This is a genomic window from Bacillus sp. FSL R7-0646, assembly GCF_037969865.1.
GTDB lineage: Bacteria > Bacillota > Bacilli > Bacillales > Bacillaceae > Bacillus > Bacillus licheniformis.
In genome coordinates this window covers 3,976,675-3,993,777 of the sequence record NZ_CP150217.1, presented here as the reverse complement: position 1 = coordinate 3,993,777, position 17,103 = coordinate 3,976,675, and the positions used below count along the sequence as shown (strand labels likewise).

Annotated in this window: 15 protein-coding genes and 1 riboswitch; of the genes, 8 read left to right on the top strand and 7 right to left on the bottom strand. The window is 46.7% G+C overall.

All coding sequences use genetic code 11. The features are described 5' to 3' along the window. Window positions 1–98: 98 nt before the first annotated feature. Together MKY62_RS20710 and MKY62_RS20705 are read left to right on the top strand one after the other, a co-directional pair. Window positions 99–1,418, top strand: coding sequence for a PTS transporter subunit EIIC (locus MKY62_RS20710; RefSeq protein WP_003186460.1), 1,320 nt, complete (start codon window positions 99–101; stop codon window positions 1,416–1,418). A gap of 22 nt (window positions 1,419–1,440) precedes the next feature. Then, on the top strand, window positions 1,441–2,877 hold the full coding sequence (locus MKY62_RS20705) for a glycoside hydrolase family 1 protein (RefSeq protein WP_003186459.1): 1,437 nt from the start codon (window positions 1,441–1,443) through the stop codon (window positions 2,875–2,877). Between the two features lie 51 nt (window positions 2,878–2,928). Here the strand turns inward: MKY62_RS20705 and MKY62_RS20700 are convergent, their stop codons facing one another. From MKY62_RS20700 to argR, 6 genes are all read right to left on the bottom strand, one after another. Next, the gene (locus MKY62_RS20700) at window positions 2,929–3,606 is read right to left on the bottom strand and encodes a Crp/Fnr family transcriptional regulator (protein ID WP_003186457.1); all 678 of its coding nucleotides are present in this window, start codon (window positions 3,604–3,606) and stop codon (window positions 2,929–2,931) included. Window positions 3,607–3,715: 109 nt separating this feature from the next. Next, complete coding sequence (gene arcC, locus MKY62_RS20695) at window positions 3,716–4,666, bottom strand: carbamate kinase (protein WP_003186452.1); 951 nt, start codon at window positions 4,664–4,666, stop codon at window positions 3,716–3,718. A gap of 21 nt (window positions 4,667–4,687) precedes the next feature. Next, the gene (arcD, locus tag MKY62_RS20690) at window positions 4,688–6,094 is read right to left on the bottom strand and encodes an arginine-ornithine antiporter (protein WP_003186450.1); all 1,407 of its coding nucleotides are present in this window, start codon (window positions 6,092–6,094) and stop codon (window positions 4,688–4,690) included. 53 nt (window positions 6,095–6,147) lie between these two features. Continuing rightward, window positions 6,148–7,155 carry an ornithine carbamoyltransferase gene (gene argF, locus MKY62_RS20685; protein WP_003186448.1) on the bottom strand — a complete coding sequence of 336 codons (1,008 nt, stop codon included), beginning with the start codon at window positions 7,153–7,155 and terminating at the stop codon, window positions 6,148–6,150. A gap of 28 nt (window positions 7,156–7,183) precedes the next feature. Continuing rightward, entirely contained in the window at window positions 7,184–8,419 is a 1,236-nt protein-coding gene (gene arcA / locus MKY62_RS20680) for an arginine deiminase (RefSeq protein WP_025805435.1), read from the bottom strand. Between the two features lie 267 nt (window positions 8,420–8,686). Continuing rightward, window positions 8,687–9,127, bottom strand: coding sequence for an arginine repressor (gene argR, locus MKY62_RS20675; protein ID WP_003186445.1), 441 nt, complete (start codon window positions 9,125–9,127; stop codon window positions 8,687–8,689). A gap of 169 nt (window positions 9,128–9,296) precedes the next feature. Then, window positions 9,297–9,403, top strand: a riboswitch (guanidine-I (ykkC/yxkD leader). 85 nt (window positions 9,404–9,488) lie between these two features. Here argR and MKY62_RS20670 point away from each other — a divergent pair. From MKY62_RS20670 to MKY62_RS20645, 6 genes are all read left to right on the top strand, one after another. Continuing rightward, window positions 9,489–10,325, top strand: a complete 837-nt coding sequence (locus tag MKY62_RS20670) for a YitT family protein (RefSeq protein ID WP_003186443.1) — start codon at window positions 9,489–9,491, stop codon at window positions 10,323–10,325. Between the two features lie 172 nt (window positions 10,326–10,497). After that, on the top strand, window positions 10,498–11,055 hold the full coding sequence (locus MKY62_RS20665) for a YfjD family protein (RefSeq protein WP_003186441.1): 558 nt from the start codon (window positions 10,498–10,500) through the stop codon (window positions 11,053–11,055). Window positions 11,056–11,326: 271 nt separating this feature from the next. Then, a complete protein-coding gene (locus MKY62_RS20660; protein WP_003186439.1) occupies window positions 11,327–13,246 on the top strand; it encodes an LTA synthase family protein in 1,920 nt (639 codons plus the stop codon). Window positions 13,247–13,377: 131 nt separating this feature from the next. Further along, window positions 13,378–14,025 (top strand): hypothetical protein, encoded by a 648-nt coding sequence (locus MKY62_RS20655; RefSeq protein WP_231082826.1) that lies wholly within the window; start codon window positions 13,378–13,380, stop codon window positions 14,023–14,025. Window positions 14,026–14,166: 141 nt separating this feature from the next. After that, window positions 14,167–14,436, top strand: a complete 270-nt coding sequence (locus MKY62_RS20650; RefSeq protein ID WP_003186434.1) for an excalibur calcium-binding domain-containing protein — start codon at window positions 14,167–14,169, stop codon at window positions 14,434–14,436. A 140-nt stretch (window positions 14,437–14,576) separates the two neighbouring features. Beyond that, complete coding sequence (locus MKY62_RS20645; RefSeq protein ID WP_003186432.1) at window positions 14,577–15,437, top strand: glycerophosphodiester phosphodiesterase family protein; 861 nt, start codon at window positions 14,577–14,579, stop codon at window positions 15,435–15,437. 46 nt (window positions 15,438–15,483) lie between these two features. Here the strand turns inward: MKY62_RS20645 and MKY62_RS20640 are convergent, their stop codons facing one another. Then, window positions 15,484–16,836, bottom strand: coding sequence for a 2-hydroxycarboxylate transporter family protein (locus MKY62_RS20640; protein ID WP_003186429.1), 1,353 nt, complete (start codon window positions 16,834–16,836; stop codon window positions 15,484–15,486). Between the last annotated feature and the right edge of the window lie 267 nt (window positions 16,837–17,103).

Below are 17,103 nucleotides of genomic sequence, written 5' to 3'. Positions count from 1 at the left end.
CCTGAAAAATTTCCTCTCCCAAAGGAAAAAATATGCACCGAAAAGAAAGCGTTTTCATTGTAAAGTAAAAGCAAACCACCAAAAAAGGGGGAGAGTAAATGAGCAGGATGGCGAAGGTGACTGAGATGTTTGAGCGGGTCGCTTTTAAAATTACAAGTTTCAAATATATCATGGTCATTAAGTCGGCGTTTGTCACACTGATGCCGGTCATCATTGCCGGGGCGTTTGCGGTTTTGATGCAGAATATGGTGATGAGCCCCGAGACGGGACTTGCGGTTTTCAGGCCTTTTCGGTTCTTGTCTGCGCTTGAGCCGATTATGGCGTCAATCAATTATGCGACGCTGAACTTTATTACGATCGGCGCGGTGTTTTTGATCGGGATTGAGCTCGGGAAGCTGAATGGGCATGAATCGTTTTTTCCCGGCTTGATGGCGCTCATGTCCTATATCTCTGTCATTCCATCGGCGGTGCTGTTGGAAGTGAACGGTTCGATGCAGGAAGTAGTTAACGTGCTGGCCAAGGAATTTACGGATCCGAAGTCGCTGTTTTTGGGGATGTTTATTTCGATTGTGTCTGTTGAAATCTTCAGCAAGCTGTCAAGCATGGACCGGCTCAAGATTAAAATGCCGGACAGCGTGCCGGCAAATGTCTCTGTATCATTCGGCACTTTATTTCCTTCGATTATTACCGTCACGATCATCGCCAGCTTCGGATTTGCGTTTCATCGGCTGACGGGGGTATATCTTCATGAAGCCGTGTACAATGTCGTGCAAAAGCCGCTTGAGGGCGCGATTCAAGGTCTTCCCGGCATTCTCTTGCTGGTGTTTGTCGCACAGTTTTTCTGGGTGATCGGCATACATGGAAACCAGATGGTGAAGCCGATCAGGGAGCCTTTGCTGCTCGCTTCGATTACCGTCAATATGAATGCATACGCAGCCGGCGAATCGATTCCGAATATCATTACGATGCCGTTTTGGGATGTGTACATGAGCATCGGCGGATCCGGCGTCACAATCGGTCTGTTGATCGCGATGTTTATCGCGGGGAAACGGGAGGATTTGCGCAGCATTACAAAGATTTCGTTTGGTCCCGGCATCTTCAATATCAATGAACCGGTCATCTTTGGGGTTCCCGTCATGCTGAATCCGTTAATGGCGATTCCATTTATTGTGACGCCGCTTGTGACGGGTGCGATCGGTTACATCGCGACAGCGGCGGGCTTTGCCGGAAAAGCCGTTGTCATGGTGCCGTGGACGACACCGCCGATTATCAATGCCTGGCTGTCAACAGGAGGAAGCCTCGGTGCCGTCGTCACACAAATCGTATGCATCATCGTCTCCGTCCTTATTTATCTTCCGTTTGTTATTTTATTGAATCGGACCTTTACGATTAGTTCTGAAAAAAATGTGTCTATGTAAAGCAAAGAAAGGTGTGAATGAGATGGCCAGACAAACGTGGAAGATTCCCGACGATTTTATTCTCGGCGCAGCAGCGTCGGCGTGGCAGACAGAGGGGTGGGACGGGAAGCGGCCGACACAGGATTCCTATTTGGATATGTGGTACAAAAATGATCCTGATGTATGGCATGACGGATACGGACCGGCTGTGGCAACCGATTTTTATAACCGCTACAAAGAAGATATTCAATATATGAAAGACATCGGGCTAACCCACTACCGGACATCCATTAACTGGTCGCGGTTTCTTTTGGATTATGAAACCGCCGAAGTTGACGAGGTGTATGCAGGCTACATTGATGACGTCATCGATGAGCTGAAGAGATGCGGAGTAGAACCGATGCTTTGTCTTGAGCACTACGAAATCCCGGCTGTCCTGCTGGAACAGTATGGCGGATGGGGATCAAAACACGTGGTTGGCTTATTTGCGGCTTATGCAGAAAAAGCGTTTGAACGGTATGGGGACAGGGTGAAATACTGGTTTACCTTTAATGAACCGATCGTGCCGCAAACACGGATCTACCTTGACGCACTTCGCTATCCGTACGAGCAGAACACGAAAAAATGGATGCAGTGGAACTACCATAAAGCACTGGCGACAGCAAAGGCCGTGGCAATTTTCCGGAAAAGGAAGCCCAGTTTTAGAGAAGGCGCAAAAATCGGCGTCATCTTAAATCCTGAGGTCGCGTATGCGAGGTCAAGTGCGCCCCATGATCAGAAAGCGGCCCAAGTTTATGATTTGTTTTTTAACAGGGTTTTTTTAGATCCGAGCATAAAAGGCGTCTATCCCGATGAATTGATGGAGCTCATGGCCAAACACGACATCCTTTTTGACCATGATGAAGAAGAGCTTTCCGTCATCAAGCGGAATACGGTCGATTTTGTCGGTGTGAACCTGTATTATCCGAAGAGAGTTCAAGCGCCTTCAAGGCAATGGAATGAATCGACGCCTTTTCATCCTGCTTATTACTATGAGCCCTTTGAGCTGCCAGGCAGAAAGATGAATCCGTTCAGAGGCTGGGAGATCTGCCCGCGCATTGTGTACGATATGGCTATGAGACTTAAATATGAGTATGGAAATATCGAATGGCTGATTGCTGAAAACGGCATGGGCGTCGAACATGAAGAGCGTTTTAAAAATGAAGAGGGGGTCATTCAGGACGACTACAGAATCGATTTTATTTCAGCCCATTTGCGAGAGGCGATGAAAGGGATCGCCGACGGCGCAAACTGCAAAGGATATATGCTTTGGGCATTCACGGACAACGTCTCTCCGATGAACGCCTTTAAAAACCGCTACGGCCTTGTCGAGATTCGATTGGAGAACAACCGCAGCAGGGCGCTGAAAAAATCGGCTTGCTTTTATCGGGATATCATCAAAAACAGACGGTTTGAAACAGAGGAATTCCGGTATAAATAAAAACGGCGGGGAATCATCCCGCTTGTCGCCGGGATGATTTCTCATATATGCCTACATAAAATATTCCGGCCGATTGATCATGATCTGCTTGTTCATTTGACTGATAACGCCTTCGCAGCGGAGCTTTTTCAGGACGGCGCTGACGGTTTCGCGGGATGTCCCCGAGATTTTGGCGATTTCGGCAGCGGTGATCGGACAGTTGATGACGGTTGAGTTGCTTTCTTTTTGACCGAGGCTTTCGGTTAAATAATAAATGGCTTGTGTAACCCTGTCGTGGGCATGGGAGAGTGTGATGCGCTTCAGCCTTTCCTCGTGAAGGGCAAGGATGTCTGATAAATGATTGAGAATATCGTAAAGCAGGTTTTTGTTGTCCCGGACGAGATCTTCGAAGATGTTCATGGGTATATAGTAGAGTTCAATATCTGTTAAGGCTTCGGCGGCATAGTGATAATGCTCATCCCGAAACAAGCCTCCAAATGGAAAGAGGGTATGAGGACGTACATAGTCGGTATAAAACATGGATCCGGCTTCGTTTGATTTTTCGAGTTTGATAAAGCCGTCGAGAAGAAGGTACATTCGTTCCCGGGGGTCGTCTTCCATAAATAATATCTGGCCTTTATGGTAAGAGCGCCAATAGATAAACTGTTTCATATCTTCCAGATCTCTTTTATTCAGGGAAGCGAGAAGAGGAAACTTTTTCAGCTGATGTACGATGTCTTTGTTCTTCATATGGACCACCCTTATCGATTTTCTTATGTTGCGGCTATATACTTTAAATTTTACTTGTTTTTGACGATTGGCAAAAGGAAGAACCCTCCCTGAGCCCTTCCTTTTGCATTTAGGCTTGGACGACAATCGTGCCGGCATTTCCTTGGAGAGCGTCTTTGGCTAATTTCAGGGATGTGATGACCGTTTTGTTGCCTTTTTTAGCTTCAGCAAACTGAATGGCTGCTTTGACTTTTGGCAGCATGCTTCCTTCTGCAAATTGCTTTTCTTTTATATAACCTTTCAGTTCTTCGGTGGTGACGCGTTTCAGCGCACGTTCTGTCGGCTTTAAATAATCGACGGCAACATAGTCGACACCTGTTAGAATGACCAGTTCGTCAGCCTGCACAAGCTCCGCCAGTTTGCAGGCTGCAAAGTCTTTGTCGATGACGGCGTCAATACCGGAGACGGCATCGCCGTTTTCGATGACGGGAACGCCTCCGCCGCCGGCTGCAATGACGATATGTCCGTGTTCGACAAGATCATTGATAACATCGTGTTCAAGAATCGATACCGGGGCCGGAGACGGTACGACGCGGCGCCAGCCTCTTCCGGCATCTTCTTTAAAAACGAGGCCGCCGTTTCGGCTGTTCATCAGTTCTTTCGCTTCTTCTTCGCTGTAAAATGGACCGATCGGCTTTGTCGGGTTGCGGAACGCTTCATCATCGCTTCGAACGGCGACGCGGGTGATGACGGTTGCCGCATGTCCGCCTTTCCCTTTTGCGTGAAGCGCCCGGTCAAGGGCATTTTGCAGCCAATAGCCGATCATTCCCTGGGTCATCGAAACACAGGTTTCAAGCGGCATGGCCGGCGTTTTCGGAGAATCCGCCTCCTTTTGCTGGATCATCAGGTTTCCGACCTGCGGGCCGTTTCCGTGCGTGATGATTAATTCAGCGCCGCTGTCGATCATATCCGCCAAATACATGGCCGTTTCTTCAAGCGCGCGCTTTTGCGCTTCTGCGCTGGCATCTCCGGTTTGAATGGCATTACCGCCAAGTGCGACGACAATTTTTCTTTTTTTCATTTAATAATCACCTCTGTTTTGTTAAATTGAAATGCTTCCCGAAGCCAGTCTGATCACGGCGATCACGGCCAATACAAGAATCAGGGCGGCAATCAAAAGCTCGGCTTTATTGAAGACTGGGCCTTCTTTTCCTTTGCGCACAGCCCGGAATACGAGAATGCCGGGAGCGTATAAAATCATGGTCAAAAGCAGGTAATCAAGTCCCGCGGCATATACGAGCCAGACGCCGTATATGCTTGCGATGATGCCGATGATGAGATTTTTGCCCCGGTTAGGCTCTTTGTGCAGCCAGCTGTATTTAAGCTGATAAAGCCCGGAAAACAGATACGGGATCAAGATGGCCGAGGAAGCCAAGGAAAATGCAAACTGGTAGGCCGCATCTGAAATGAGAAACGTCAGCAAAAACAGCTGGATAATGGCGTTTGTCAAAGTCAGCGCATTTGTCGGCGCACCGTTTTTATTTTCTTTGCCGAACCATTTCGGGAAGACCCCTTCGCGTGCCGCGATCAGCGGGAGTTCGCCCGCGAATAATGTCCAGGCCAGCCAGGCGCCCAATACGGAAATGATCAATCCCAGGTTGATGAGCACGGTTCCCCATTTGCCGACGATATGCTCCATGATCGCGGCCATTGAAGGATTCGGAAGCTCGGCCAAGTTTTGCTGATTCATGACGCCGAGCGACAGCATCGTAATCATGACGTAAATCACGAGTACGCTGATCAAGCCGATGACAGTCGCTTTGCCAACATCGCTTGATTTCTTGGCCCGGCTTGAAAATAAGACGGCCCCTTCAATTCCGGTAAACACCCAGACGGTCACCAGCATCGTGCTCTTGACCTGTGTTCCGATGGAACCGAGCGACAGCCCTTTTCCCCAGAAATCGTTCGTAAATAAATCAAGATGAAACACAAAGATAATGGCGATAATGAAAGCGAAAATCGGTACAAGTTTTGAAATGGTCGTAATTAAGTTGATCATGGCAGCGGACTGAACACCGCGGAGGATCAAAAAGTGCACGCACCAGAGGATCACGCTTGCACCGATAATTGATGCGATGTTTTGTCCGTCTCCAAACGCAGGGATGAAATATCCGATTGCGCTGAACAGCAGCGTTCCATATGCGACATTGCCGAGAAGGGCTGCGAACCAGTACCCCCAGCCGCTGTTAAAGCCCATGAAATGGCCGAATCCTTCCCGGGCATAAGTGAAAATACCGCCGTCTAAATCAGGCCTTTTCGTCGTCAAGTTTTGGAAAGAGAATGCCAGGGCAATCATGCCGACTCCGGTGATGATCCAGCCGATTAAAATGGCTCCCGCCCCCGCCCCTGAAGCCATGTCGCTTGCAAGGTTGAAGGCGCCCCCGCCGATCATCGATCCGATGACAAGCGCGATGAGCGCAAACAGCCCAAGTTTTTTTTCTTCCGCCATTTTTGTCACCTCATTCGGTTTAGAATGGAAAAGGGAATGAGTCCCTTTTCCTGTCAGTCAAGATCGCCGAGCGTCGCTGCCATGACAGCTTTAATCGTGTGCATGCGGTTTTCAGCTTCATCGAACACTTTAGAGTGTTTGCTGCGGAACACTTCGTCCGTCACTTCCATTTCTTTAAGGCCGTGCTGTTCGTAAACATTTTGTCCGTAGGTTGTATGAAGGTCGTGGAAGGCAGGCAGACAGTGCAGGAAGATGACGTTGTCGTTGCCTGTTTTCTTGACGAGATCCATATTCACTTGATAAGGCTTGAGCAGTTTGATTCTTTCTGCAAACTTGTCTTCTTCCCCCATGGATACCCAGACGTCCGTATACAGAACGTCGGCTCCGGACACGGCTTTATCTGTATTGCTTGTAACGGTGATTTTTCCGCCGGATTCTTCAGCGAACGCTTCCGCCATTTTAACGATGTCCTGATCAGGGAAAAGCTCTTGAGGCGAACAGATTCTTACGTCCATGCCGACTTTTGCGCCGCCGATGAGCAGGCTGTTGGCGACATTGTTCCGGCCGTCGCCGATATAGGTGAGCTTGACGCCTTTTACGCGTCCCGTATGTTCTTTCACAGTCATAAAGTCCGCAAGCATCTGCGTCGGATGCCATAAATCGGTCAGCCCGTTCCATACCGGCACACCGGAATGCTCTGCCAGTGAGATCACTTTTTCGTGTTCAAATCCGCGGAATTCAATTCCGTCGAACATGCGGCCGAGAACTTTGGCCGTGTCTTCGATCGACTCTTTTTTGCCGAGCTGAATGTCGTCTTTGCCCAAATATTCGGGATGCGCACCGAGGTCGATACAGGCTGTCGTAAAAGCGCAGCGCGTTCTTGTAGAAGGCTTTTCAAACAGCAAAGCGATGTTTTTGCCTTCCAAATAGCGATGCCTGATGCCTTGTGCTTTTTTTTCTTTTAGTTTCTGGGCCAGATCGAGCAAATAGAGGATTTCTTCTTCTGAAAAATCTTTTTCAGCTAAGTAGCTTCTGCCTTTTAAATTAATCGTTTGGTTCATGGATCTCTCTCCTTTTTCTTTAGGTTGGTTATTTCACATCTTCTCGGTAGAGCGGCATGCTCATGCAGCGCGGGCCGCCGCGTCCTCTTGAAAGCTCCCCGCTCGGGATTTCGATTACCTTAATGCCCTGTTCTCTCAAACATTCGTTAGAAATGTAATTCCGGTCATAGGTGACGACAACCCCCGGAGCGATCGCGAGTGTATTGGAGCCGTCATTCCATTGCTCCCTGGCTGAAGCAATTTCGTCTCCGCCGCCGCAGAAGATCAAGTTGACATCTGAAAGGCCGAGCGTTCTCTTCAGCACTTCCGGCAAATTGTGTTCTTCAGTTGTATGAATCTCGTCTGCCGTTTTTCCTCTTTCAAGAACGAAGATCCGCATGTCTCCTTCAGGCCCCTGGATGGCGGGATGGATCGTGAATTGATCTCGGTCAACCATCGTGAAGACGGTATCTAAATGCATAAAGGCTCTGCTCTTTGGTATTTCGACGGCCAGTACACGGCGAATCCGGCTCTGCCGCTGAAACAAGTTCCGGACAAGACGCTCGATCGCCTGAGCCGTTGTCCGTTCCGATACCCCGATCGCAACGGTTTCTTCATTTAAGACAAGCTCATCTCCGCCTTCGATATTGAATTTGAAATCACGGTCGAGCCAAACCGGAATCTCGTGTCCTTTAAAACGCGGGTGGTGATTGATAATGTAGCGCATAAACAGCGATTCCCTTCGGCGGGCAGGCTCCTTCATTTTGTTGATGGTCAGTCCGCTGCCGATGGCGGCCGCCGGATCTCTTGTGAAATAAAGGTTCGGCATCGGATCGAGATAAAATGGATAATGGTCTTCCATCAGCTCATGAAGATGCGATTTTTTTTCGCGTTCAAGCTCATTTTTTCGAATGCCGCTCATCACCTGTTCAACCATTGAATCGGCGTCAAAGGTAAGCAAAAACTCTTTCAGCCTGTCGTATGCGCCGTTGATATCCGCTTTGCTTTCCGTTAAAAGCTCATCGATAAACTGCTCGCGGACTAATGCGTCATCCAAAGCTTCGGCCGTCAGCTTTTCTAAATAAAGAACTTCAGTCCCCTGTTGCTTTAATGTTTCTGCAAATTGGTCATGCTCTTTTTGCACCGCTGGCAAAAAGGGAATATCGTCAAAGAGAAGCCTTTCCAGATATTCGGGTGTGAGGTTTTCCAGTTCCCGACCGGGCCGCTTCAGCATAACGGTTTTTAAAGGGCCGATTTCTGAGTAAACGTGTATCGGTGTTGTCATGATCATCCCGCCTCCTAAGCTCTTTTTGTTACATGTACAGCTTAAAACAGGAAGGAGAAGCGCGATGTGAAAGCGATAACAACAAAAACGTGATATATTTCACATGTTTTTTGATGAAGCAAAAACAAAAATGAATAATTATGATAAATGGAAAATAAGTTCCTGTCGGAGCGGAGAATAGAACGTATAAAACGTGTATATTTTTAACGGGGATTTCTCGAAAAAAATTTTTTTGAAGGGCAAAAAAAGCTGATCCGGACGGCCGGATCAGCATAAATGGTCATAAAATGATTGGGCTGCCTCAGGTGACTGGGAAATCACAAGGCATGTATCGTTCCCGCATATACAGCCCAGCATTTCCGGGCTTCCGAGCTTATCAAGAAGAACGCCGATGGCATGGGCGTTGCCGGGCATTGTTTTAATAATGATCAAGTTGTCCGTTCGATGCACATGCAGGACAACGTCAGAGATTTTATCTTTTAATATTTTGGAAGGATTGATGGATAAAGAAGCATTTGTCGTGTAGACAAGTTTTCCGTTTTCACCGGGCTGTTTCACAAGATACATTTCTTTAATATCGCGGGAAATGGTAGACTGCGAAACGGTGATGCCGCGTTTTTCCAGCAGGGATGCCAGCTGTTCCTGATTTTCTACCGGATGTTCGAGAATGGTCTGCTTGATGAGCCATTGCCGTTTTTGTTTGTTCATAAGAGCGCCTCCCAGGCAAAACACGTATATCTATTATTATAGAATGGTTTTATCGCTGACAGATGGAAGCTATTTTACAAAAAAACAAATCTTTCAGGCTGATATAGGGGTTGATAGACCCCAGAATTTCACTTATAATGCTTGAAGATGACAAATTGATAGCAGAGAAAAGGTGGTTTTCTAGGGTTCCGCAGTGCCCTCCCGCGCTGGTCTGGTCCGAGAGAAAACACATAGCGAAGTATCGTTATGACACGGTGGGATAAAAGCCCAGGAGTTTTTGCTCTTAATCAAAGAGCTTCTCTCCTAGGCTTTTTTACTTTTTACAGGAAATCGATTAAGGATAAAGAAAGGGGATGTATTTATGAAAAAGAAAGCAATGGACATAATATTGATCATTATAGGCGCATTTTTCTTTGCGTTAGCCGTGAATCTGTTCGCCATCCCGAATGACTTGGGAGAAGGCGGCGTCACGGGGATCACGCTGATTTTATACTACGTTTTTGAATGGTCTCCGGGCATCACAAACTTTGTACTGAACGGCATTCTTCTGATTATCGGCTATCGCTTTTTGGATAAAAAGACGACGATTTACACTATTATTGCGGTGGCGGCCAATTCGTTCTTTCTGCACGTCACCGAAGATTGGACGGTGCCGGCCGATGAAGTGATCATCAGCACCATCTTTGCCGGGGTATTTGCCGGCGTCGGAATCGGCATGATCATCCGTGTCGGCGGAACCACCGCCGGGTCTGCGATTCTCGCGAGAATCGCCAATAAATATTTTGACTGGAACATCAGCTATGCCTTGCTGATGATCGATTTAGTTGTCGTCTTCAGTTCCTACTTTATCATTGGAGCTGAAAAGCTGATGTTTACGATTGTCATGCTGTACATCGCCACGAAGGTCATGGACTTCATTATCGAAGGGCTCAACACGAAAAAGGCGATCACGATTATTTCCGAGCATAAAAACGAGATCGCGGCGCAGGTCAATACCCTGATGGACCGCGGCGTCACGATATTATCGGGACGCGGGCACTATACGGGCGACTCCAAAGAAATTTTATACATTGTCATTAATAAACAAGAGCTGTCCATGCTGAAGAAAATTATTAGAAGCACAGATAAAAAAGCATTTGTCATCATCCACGATGTCAGGGATGTATTCGGCGAGGGATTTGTTGATATTTCAAAATAGGGGAAGGCTGCCGGCAGATGGCCGGGAGCCTTTTCTGTATTCATTCTGATTAGGGACAGACAAATACATGAAGTTTTATGCAGGAACTGGTTTCTGTGGTAAGGTAGGTCTTGGCATGAATATTATTTGTAGCGGAATCCGCTTGCTGAAGTAGAGGAGGGCCTAATTATTTTTGGAACAGGAAAAAAAGCAGACATTTGATGTGAAAAGCAGAATGTCCTTTAGAGTATGGGTTTTTGCAGGGACTGCAGGTTTCGGATTGATTGGAGCATGGCTCTTTTATGAAGCAATAAAACTCGAATCAAAATATTCCTTGCTGTACGTGGGCGTTGGAACTTTCGGGATCATCTACGGTTTGATGACCTTTCTAATGGTTTTTCCGGCCTTCACGAAAAAAGGAAACATCATCTTCACCATTATCGAGGGAGAAGACGGGCGGATATTCTCAGGGAAGAAATCTGTGTTGTTCAAGGACATCAAAAGCCTTAAAATGGCGGAGCACCGCTACAGCCCGAAAGGCATTTTCTTGATGGATATACTGATAGAGACACGGGGGAACGGCAGGGTGCGGATTCCGACGTACAACATTCTGCCTGAGCCGGAATTTTATAAAGCGGTCGAGCTGTACATCCTGCCGTATATGACGGAGGAAGCGCGTGCGGAATGGATCGGTCAGTTTACAGAAGCGCAAAGAAAGGCTTATTTAAATGAATTTCATAAAGATATTTAATCGTCCGGGAAACTGCAATTTTCTAGATGAAAGAAAATAACTGAAACCTTTGGGGAAATTCATTCGTCTTAATTAAAGGCCGTTGTCTTACATGCGGAAAATTTTTTTCGCAGGCGTAGACTGTTTGAGTGAGGGAAGCCGGGGGATTTCACCAGGACGTGCTTGTAAAACCGCCGAGACTTTTAGTAGAATGATATATTATCGTTTCCTCACGCTTCATTGACTGAAACAGAAAGCGGTCTGAAAAAAGTTTAAAAAGGTAGAGGTTATCATGAAAAAAATATTCTCTCATAAGCTAAGCTTTTTTGTATTAGCTGTTGTTTTTGTATGGGCTAAAACCTATGCTTCCTACTTTTTAGAGTTTAATTTAGGTGTGAAAGGGTCTACGCAGCACATGCTGCTGTTCATCAACCCATTGAGCTTCACGATTGCTGCACTCGGTTTGGCTTTGTTTGCAAAAGGCCGCCGGTCGGCGATATGGATCATCATCATTGATGCTGTGATGACGTTTGCTTTATATGCAAATGTCCTGTTTTACCGTTTCTTTGATGACTTTTTGACGTTTGCAAACTTAAAACAAGCCGGAAACCTCGGCAATATGTCTGACGGCGTTTTTGACATCATGGCATTTCATGACATCGTCTATTTCGCAGATTTGATCATTTTGATTGCTCTATGTGTGAAGCTGCCTGAACTGAAGGCGTCACAACTGAAAAAAAGATGGGCTGCTGCCGTTGTTCTCGGCGGAGTGGCTCTGTTTTTCATCAACCTTGCAGTTGCCGAGACAGACCGTCCGGAGCTTTTGACAAGAACATTTGACCGAAATTACATCGTCAAGTATTTGGGGCCTTACAATTACATGATCTATGATGGTGTTCAGGCCGCTCAAAACGCGAGCCAAAAGGCATACGCGAGCAGCGACGACCTGACGAGCGTCATCAACTATACAAATTCGCATTATGCGAAACCGAATGACGAGTATTTCGGCGCAGCAAAAGGTAAGAACATCATCAAGATTCATTTGGAAAGCTTCCAGACGTTTTTGATCGATTATAAGCTGAACGGAAAAGAAGTCACGCCGTTCTTGAACAAGCTGGCGCACGGCCAGGATGACATGATGTATTTCGATAACTTTTTCCATCAGACCGGCCAAGGTAAAACAGCGGATGCCGAATTGATGATGGACAACAGCCTTTACGGACTTCCTGAAGGCAGTGCGTTTGTAACAAAAGGGCAAAATACGTACCAGTCCCTGCCGGCGATTCTGAACCAAAAAGAAGGCTACACAAGCGCCGTGCTGCACGGGGACTACAAGTCATTCTGGAACCGCGACCAGGTGTATAAACAAATTGGCTATGACAAATTCTTTGACGCCAGCACATATGATATGTCAGAGGATAATCTCGTCAACCTTGGCTTGAAAGACAAGCCGTTCTTTGAAGAATCAATTCCGAAGCTGAAATCGCTCAAGCAGCCGTTCTATGCGCATTTAATCTCGTTGACAAACCACTATCCGTTCATTTTGGATGAAGAGGATGCCACCCTTGAAAAGGGAACAACGGGAGACAAAACGGTAGACGGTTACTTCCAGACGGCGCGCTATCTTGACGAAGCGCTTGAAGATTTCTTTAAAGAGCTGAAAAAAGCGGGATTATTTGATGATTCTGTTATAGTGATCTATGGTGACCACAACGGAATCTCAGAGAATCACAACCGTGCGATGAAAGAAGTATTAGGTAAAGAGATTACACCGTATCAAAACGCGATGAATCAGCGCGTACCGCTTATGATCCGCATTCCGGGCAAAAAAGGCGGAGTCAACCATACGTATGGCGGTGAAATGGATGTCATGCCGACACTTCTTCACCTGCAAGGTATTGACAGCAAAAAATACATCAACTTTGGTACAGACCTCTTTTCTAAAGACCACGACCAAACCGTGGCTTTCAGAAATGGAAACTATGTAACGCCGAAGTACACGATGATTGATACGACCGTATATGATACAAAGACAGGAAAAGAGATCAAGGGCAACCAAGAGACGGAAAACCTGAAATCGCAGGTGTCCGAACAGCTGGATCTGTCCGACCAAGTACTCTATAAAGATCTGTTGAGATTCCACGAGATTTCAGACTTCAAGCCTGTTGATCCATCAAAATATCATTACGGAAAAGAAAAAACCGGAGAATAAAAGACAAAAAACCGCCTGACTGCTTTAACAAGCGTCAGGCGGTTTTTTTGTGGGGCCGCTCCGCCGTTGTTCTAAGAAGCCTGTCCGGCACATAGATTGATAGGAAAGAAGACAGAACAATGAAAGAGGATGTGAGAGCGTTGACCAAATCTCAGTATTTCTTTAAATTGCATCCTTTGATGGTGCCGGCCGGCTGGAAGGTGAAGGAAAATCATTTGTATCAAAAGCCGATTCGCGACCCCCGCCATACGCTATTGATCTTGGAGAATGAAAGCTGCGGTAAAATGGTACAAGTTGAATATGCTGGAGAACTGAAGTACGTCATCAGGATGCAAAATGCTGATCAATCGAAGGTCAGCGAAGATTCTGACGCGCCGTATGAACAGCTGATCGAACGGTTGGAAGACTTGATGCGTGCCTCTGATGGCGCCCGCAATTTGCTAAGGCTTAGAATCCCGGCCGGCTGGACAGTTGCGCATCACTCTTTAACTGATACAAACCCCGATGAACTAGCGCCTGACAGCAAGGCTTGGCTGTTTGACTTCAAACGGGACCTTTTGAAGCTGCGGCATGATGAAGAACGCCTTCTGCTCGATGTAGAGTGGTATCCCGAGTGCAGTCCGGCAGGCCATTATGCGCTGAAATTGATAAAGAACGGGAACTGGGACAGCCCTTTGGAAGACATGCTGTGCATCCATCCGAAGGAATTAGCGTATGAGATTAACGCTGTTTTGAAAAAGACTTGCGAACATCAATATGTGGATGAAACCGGCGCATAACGGCCGGTTTTTGTGCGAAGAGACGCTTTTTCGATTCATACTTTTCATTCAATAAAATGCCATATTTTTCTTGATCGAATAAGAAAAATATTTTATCATGGTAAAAGATACATAACAAATAGACGAAAGGGGTCAAATGGGATGAAAAAAATAGCAGCGGGTCTTTTGTCTGCCGGTCTGATCATCGGTTTTTCCTGGGGCGCCGGCGATGTGGCAGAAGCAAAAACGAAGGTAAAGACGTACAAAAACTGCAAAGCTTTAAACAAAGACTATAAAGGCGGCGTCGCCCGTACGAAATCGGTGAAAAACAAAGGCGGAAAAACGAAGTACAAGCCGTATGTTTCAAAAGCGCTTTATGATGCCAATAAGAAGCTGGACCGCGATAAAGACAAAATTGCCTGTGAGCGCTGATATATCCAAAAAAAGATCTCTGCCAAGGGATCTTTTTTTGTTTATCAGGAAATTTATGAAAATTAAAGACTGCTGAAACATAATCTTAACAGTGCGAACCTATACTTTGGCAAGAGAAGAGCAAAAGGGGAGTGGATGATGTGTCAGCTTTATTCAAAAAATTGATGTTATCTTCATTGATCGGGGTTTCCATCGGGTCAGCGCTGTTTGCACCGAATGCGGGTGCACAAGAGCCGGCGGTGAAGCCTAAAAAAGTGGATGTCATTGCACACAGAGGCGCTTCGGGATATGCGCCGGAAAACACGATGGCTGCTTTTGATAAAGCGCTTCAGATGAAAGCAGATTATATCGAGCTGGATGTTCAAATGTCCAAAGACGGGGAGCTTGTCATCATTCACGATACGACCGTAAACCGTACGACAGATATTGACTTAGTGCTGCCGGTTGCCGTAAAGGATTTGACGCTTGCCGAGCTGCGCAAGCTTGATGCCGGCAGCTTCTTCGGTCCGCAGTTCGCAGGAGAGCGCATTCCGACATTTGAAGAAGTGCTTGACCGGTATAAAGGGAAGATCGGAATGCTGATCGAATTGAAAGAGCCTGCACGCTATCCGGGAATCGAAGGAAAAGTGTCAGCAGCATTGAAAGAGCGGAGAATGGATAAGCCTAAAAACGGAAAAATCATTGTACAATCGTTTGATTTTAACTCTGTCTATAAAATTCATCAGCTGCTTCCATCGATGCCGACAGGTGTCTTGACGTCAAAAGCGGCGGACTTAACAGATGCAAAGCTTAAGGAATTTTCCGGCTATGCCAAATACGTGAACGCCAACTTGAAAAATGTGGCCGCTGATCCTACGCTTGTGCCGAGAATTCATGCGCTCGGCATGAAGATTACGCCTTGGACCGTCCGCTCCCGCGATGAAGTGCCTCCGCTATTAAAGGCCGGCGTGGACGGGATTGTGACAGACTTTCCCGACTATGTTCCGAAAAAAGTACGGTAGCCACAATAAGAAAGCCTGCAGCTCGCTCTGCAGGCTTTTTCATTCATCAATAAAACTGGGCTAGCAGCAGCAGCGTCAGCGTAACGGTTATCGCTCCGCCGATTCTTGTGGACACCTGGGCAAACGGCATAAGCTCGAGGCGCTCTGCGGCGCTGAGAATTGCGATGTCGCCGGTGCCTCCCTGGCCGGAATGGCAAGCATTGATGATCGCGGTTTCGATCGGGTACATATTCAGCCACTTCCCTGCAAAAAAGCCGACGGCTATCATCGTGACCACGACGGATACGATCGTAATAATATTGGCGATATTAAAAGCTGCGATCAGCTTGTCCCACGGTGTCATGGAGACGCCAATGGCAAAAAGCAGCGGATATGTCACAGCAGTTGAAAAGAAGCGCGACACGCCGTAGGCGCCGTTTTCCAAATTCGCCGGAGCCAGACGAAACAGTTTCACGGCAACAGCCAGCAGAAGCATCATGACGGGTGCTGGAAATCCGAACAAGTCATGTGAAAGCATACCGACCAAATATAATGAGACGGCGAGAATGCCTCCTGACGCAAAGTGGGAAAGATTAAAAACGCTTTCTTTGTCTTTGTCGCGGCTTTCGAGCGGCTGTGCGTCCCCGCTATCAAAACGGTCAACTTTTCCGTTGCCTGTCAATTCAGGCTTTTTCTTCCCGATTACATTTAAAATTCCGGACAAAATGACGGCGCTTAAGCTTCCGAACATTATGGAAGGAATGACAAGTGCAAAAGCTTCCCCTTGTGACATGTGCATGATTTCCGAATAGCCGATGGACAGCGGAATAGCTCCCTCGCCAACCCCTCCGGCCATGATCGGAATTACAATGTACAGCAGCGTATGCTGAAATCCGAGGCCGAGCATTGTACCGACCGCCAGACCGACTGCCGCTGCAGCAATGGTCCCTGCAATCAGAGGAATAAAAATTTTAATGAACGCCCTGACCAGCGTTTCTCTTTTCATTCCTAAAATGCTTCCGACTACAATGGCAGAGATGAACAAATAAAGAAAGTTTGAGTTTTCTGTAAATTCAGTTGTTGATTTGATAATGTCATCGGGAATGAGATGGTAATAGACGATAGCTGAAGGAATAAACGTCGCAAGTATAGCGGCACCGCCGACAGAACGAAGAAGCGGCAGCGACTTTCCGATTTGGGCGAAGGTGAATCCGAAAAAGCCCGTAACCGCAATGGCTGTTAAAATGTCGCTTTTCAGATCGTGCATATAGACAAACGTCACAATCAAAGCGAAGAGCAGCAAATATACGGGCAGCGGAATGATGCCGATTTTAACATTCATTGCTCTTGCAAAAAAATTTTCATCCTGTTCTTTTGTTGTTTGAATCGGTATATGTTGTACCTTTGTTTTTGCTTCCATATTCTTTCCCCCATCCTTTATGTGATCCCCTTGCTGAGTTATTTAACTAAATTAAGTATACTAAAAAAATCAAAATTCAGACAACCGTGCAGGAAGACCTAACTGTTTTCCCATAATGATCAAAATTTGGCTAAAGACGTGTCTGGATATAGGTAATGGCCCTTGTGCAGGCCGTTTTTGATGCAATTATTCCTGGATTCCCTTTTTGTGGAATAAAAATCGACACAAAATAGCTGTTAATCCGTCAAAAATAAATCAAACATTTAG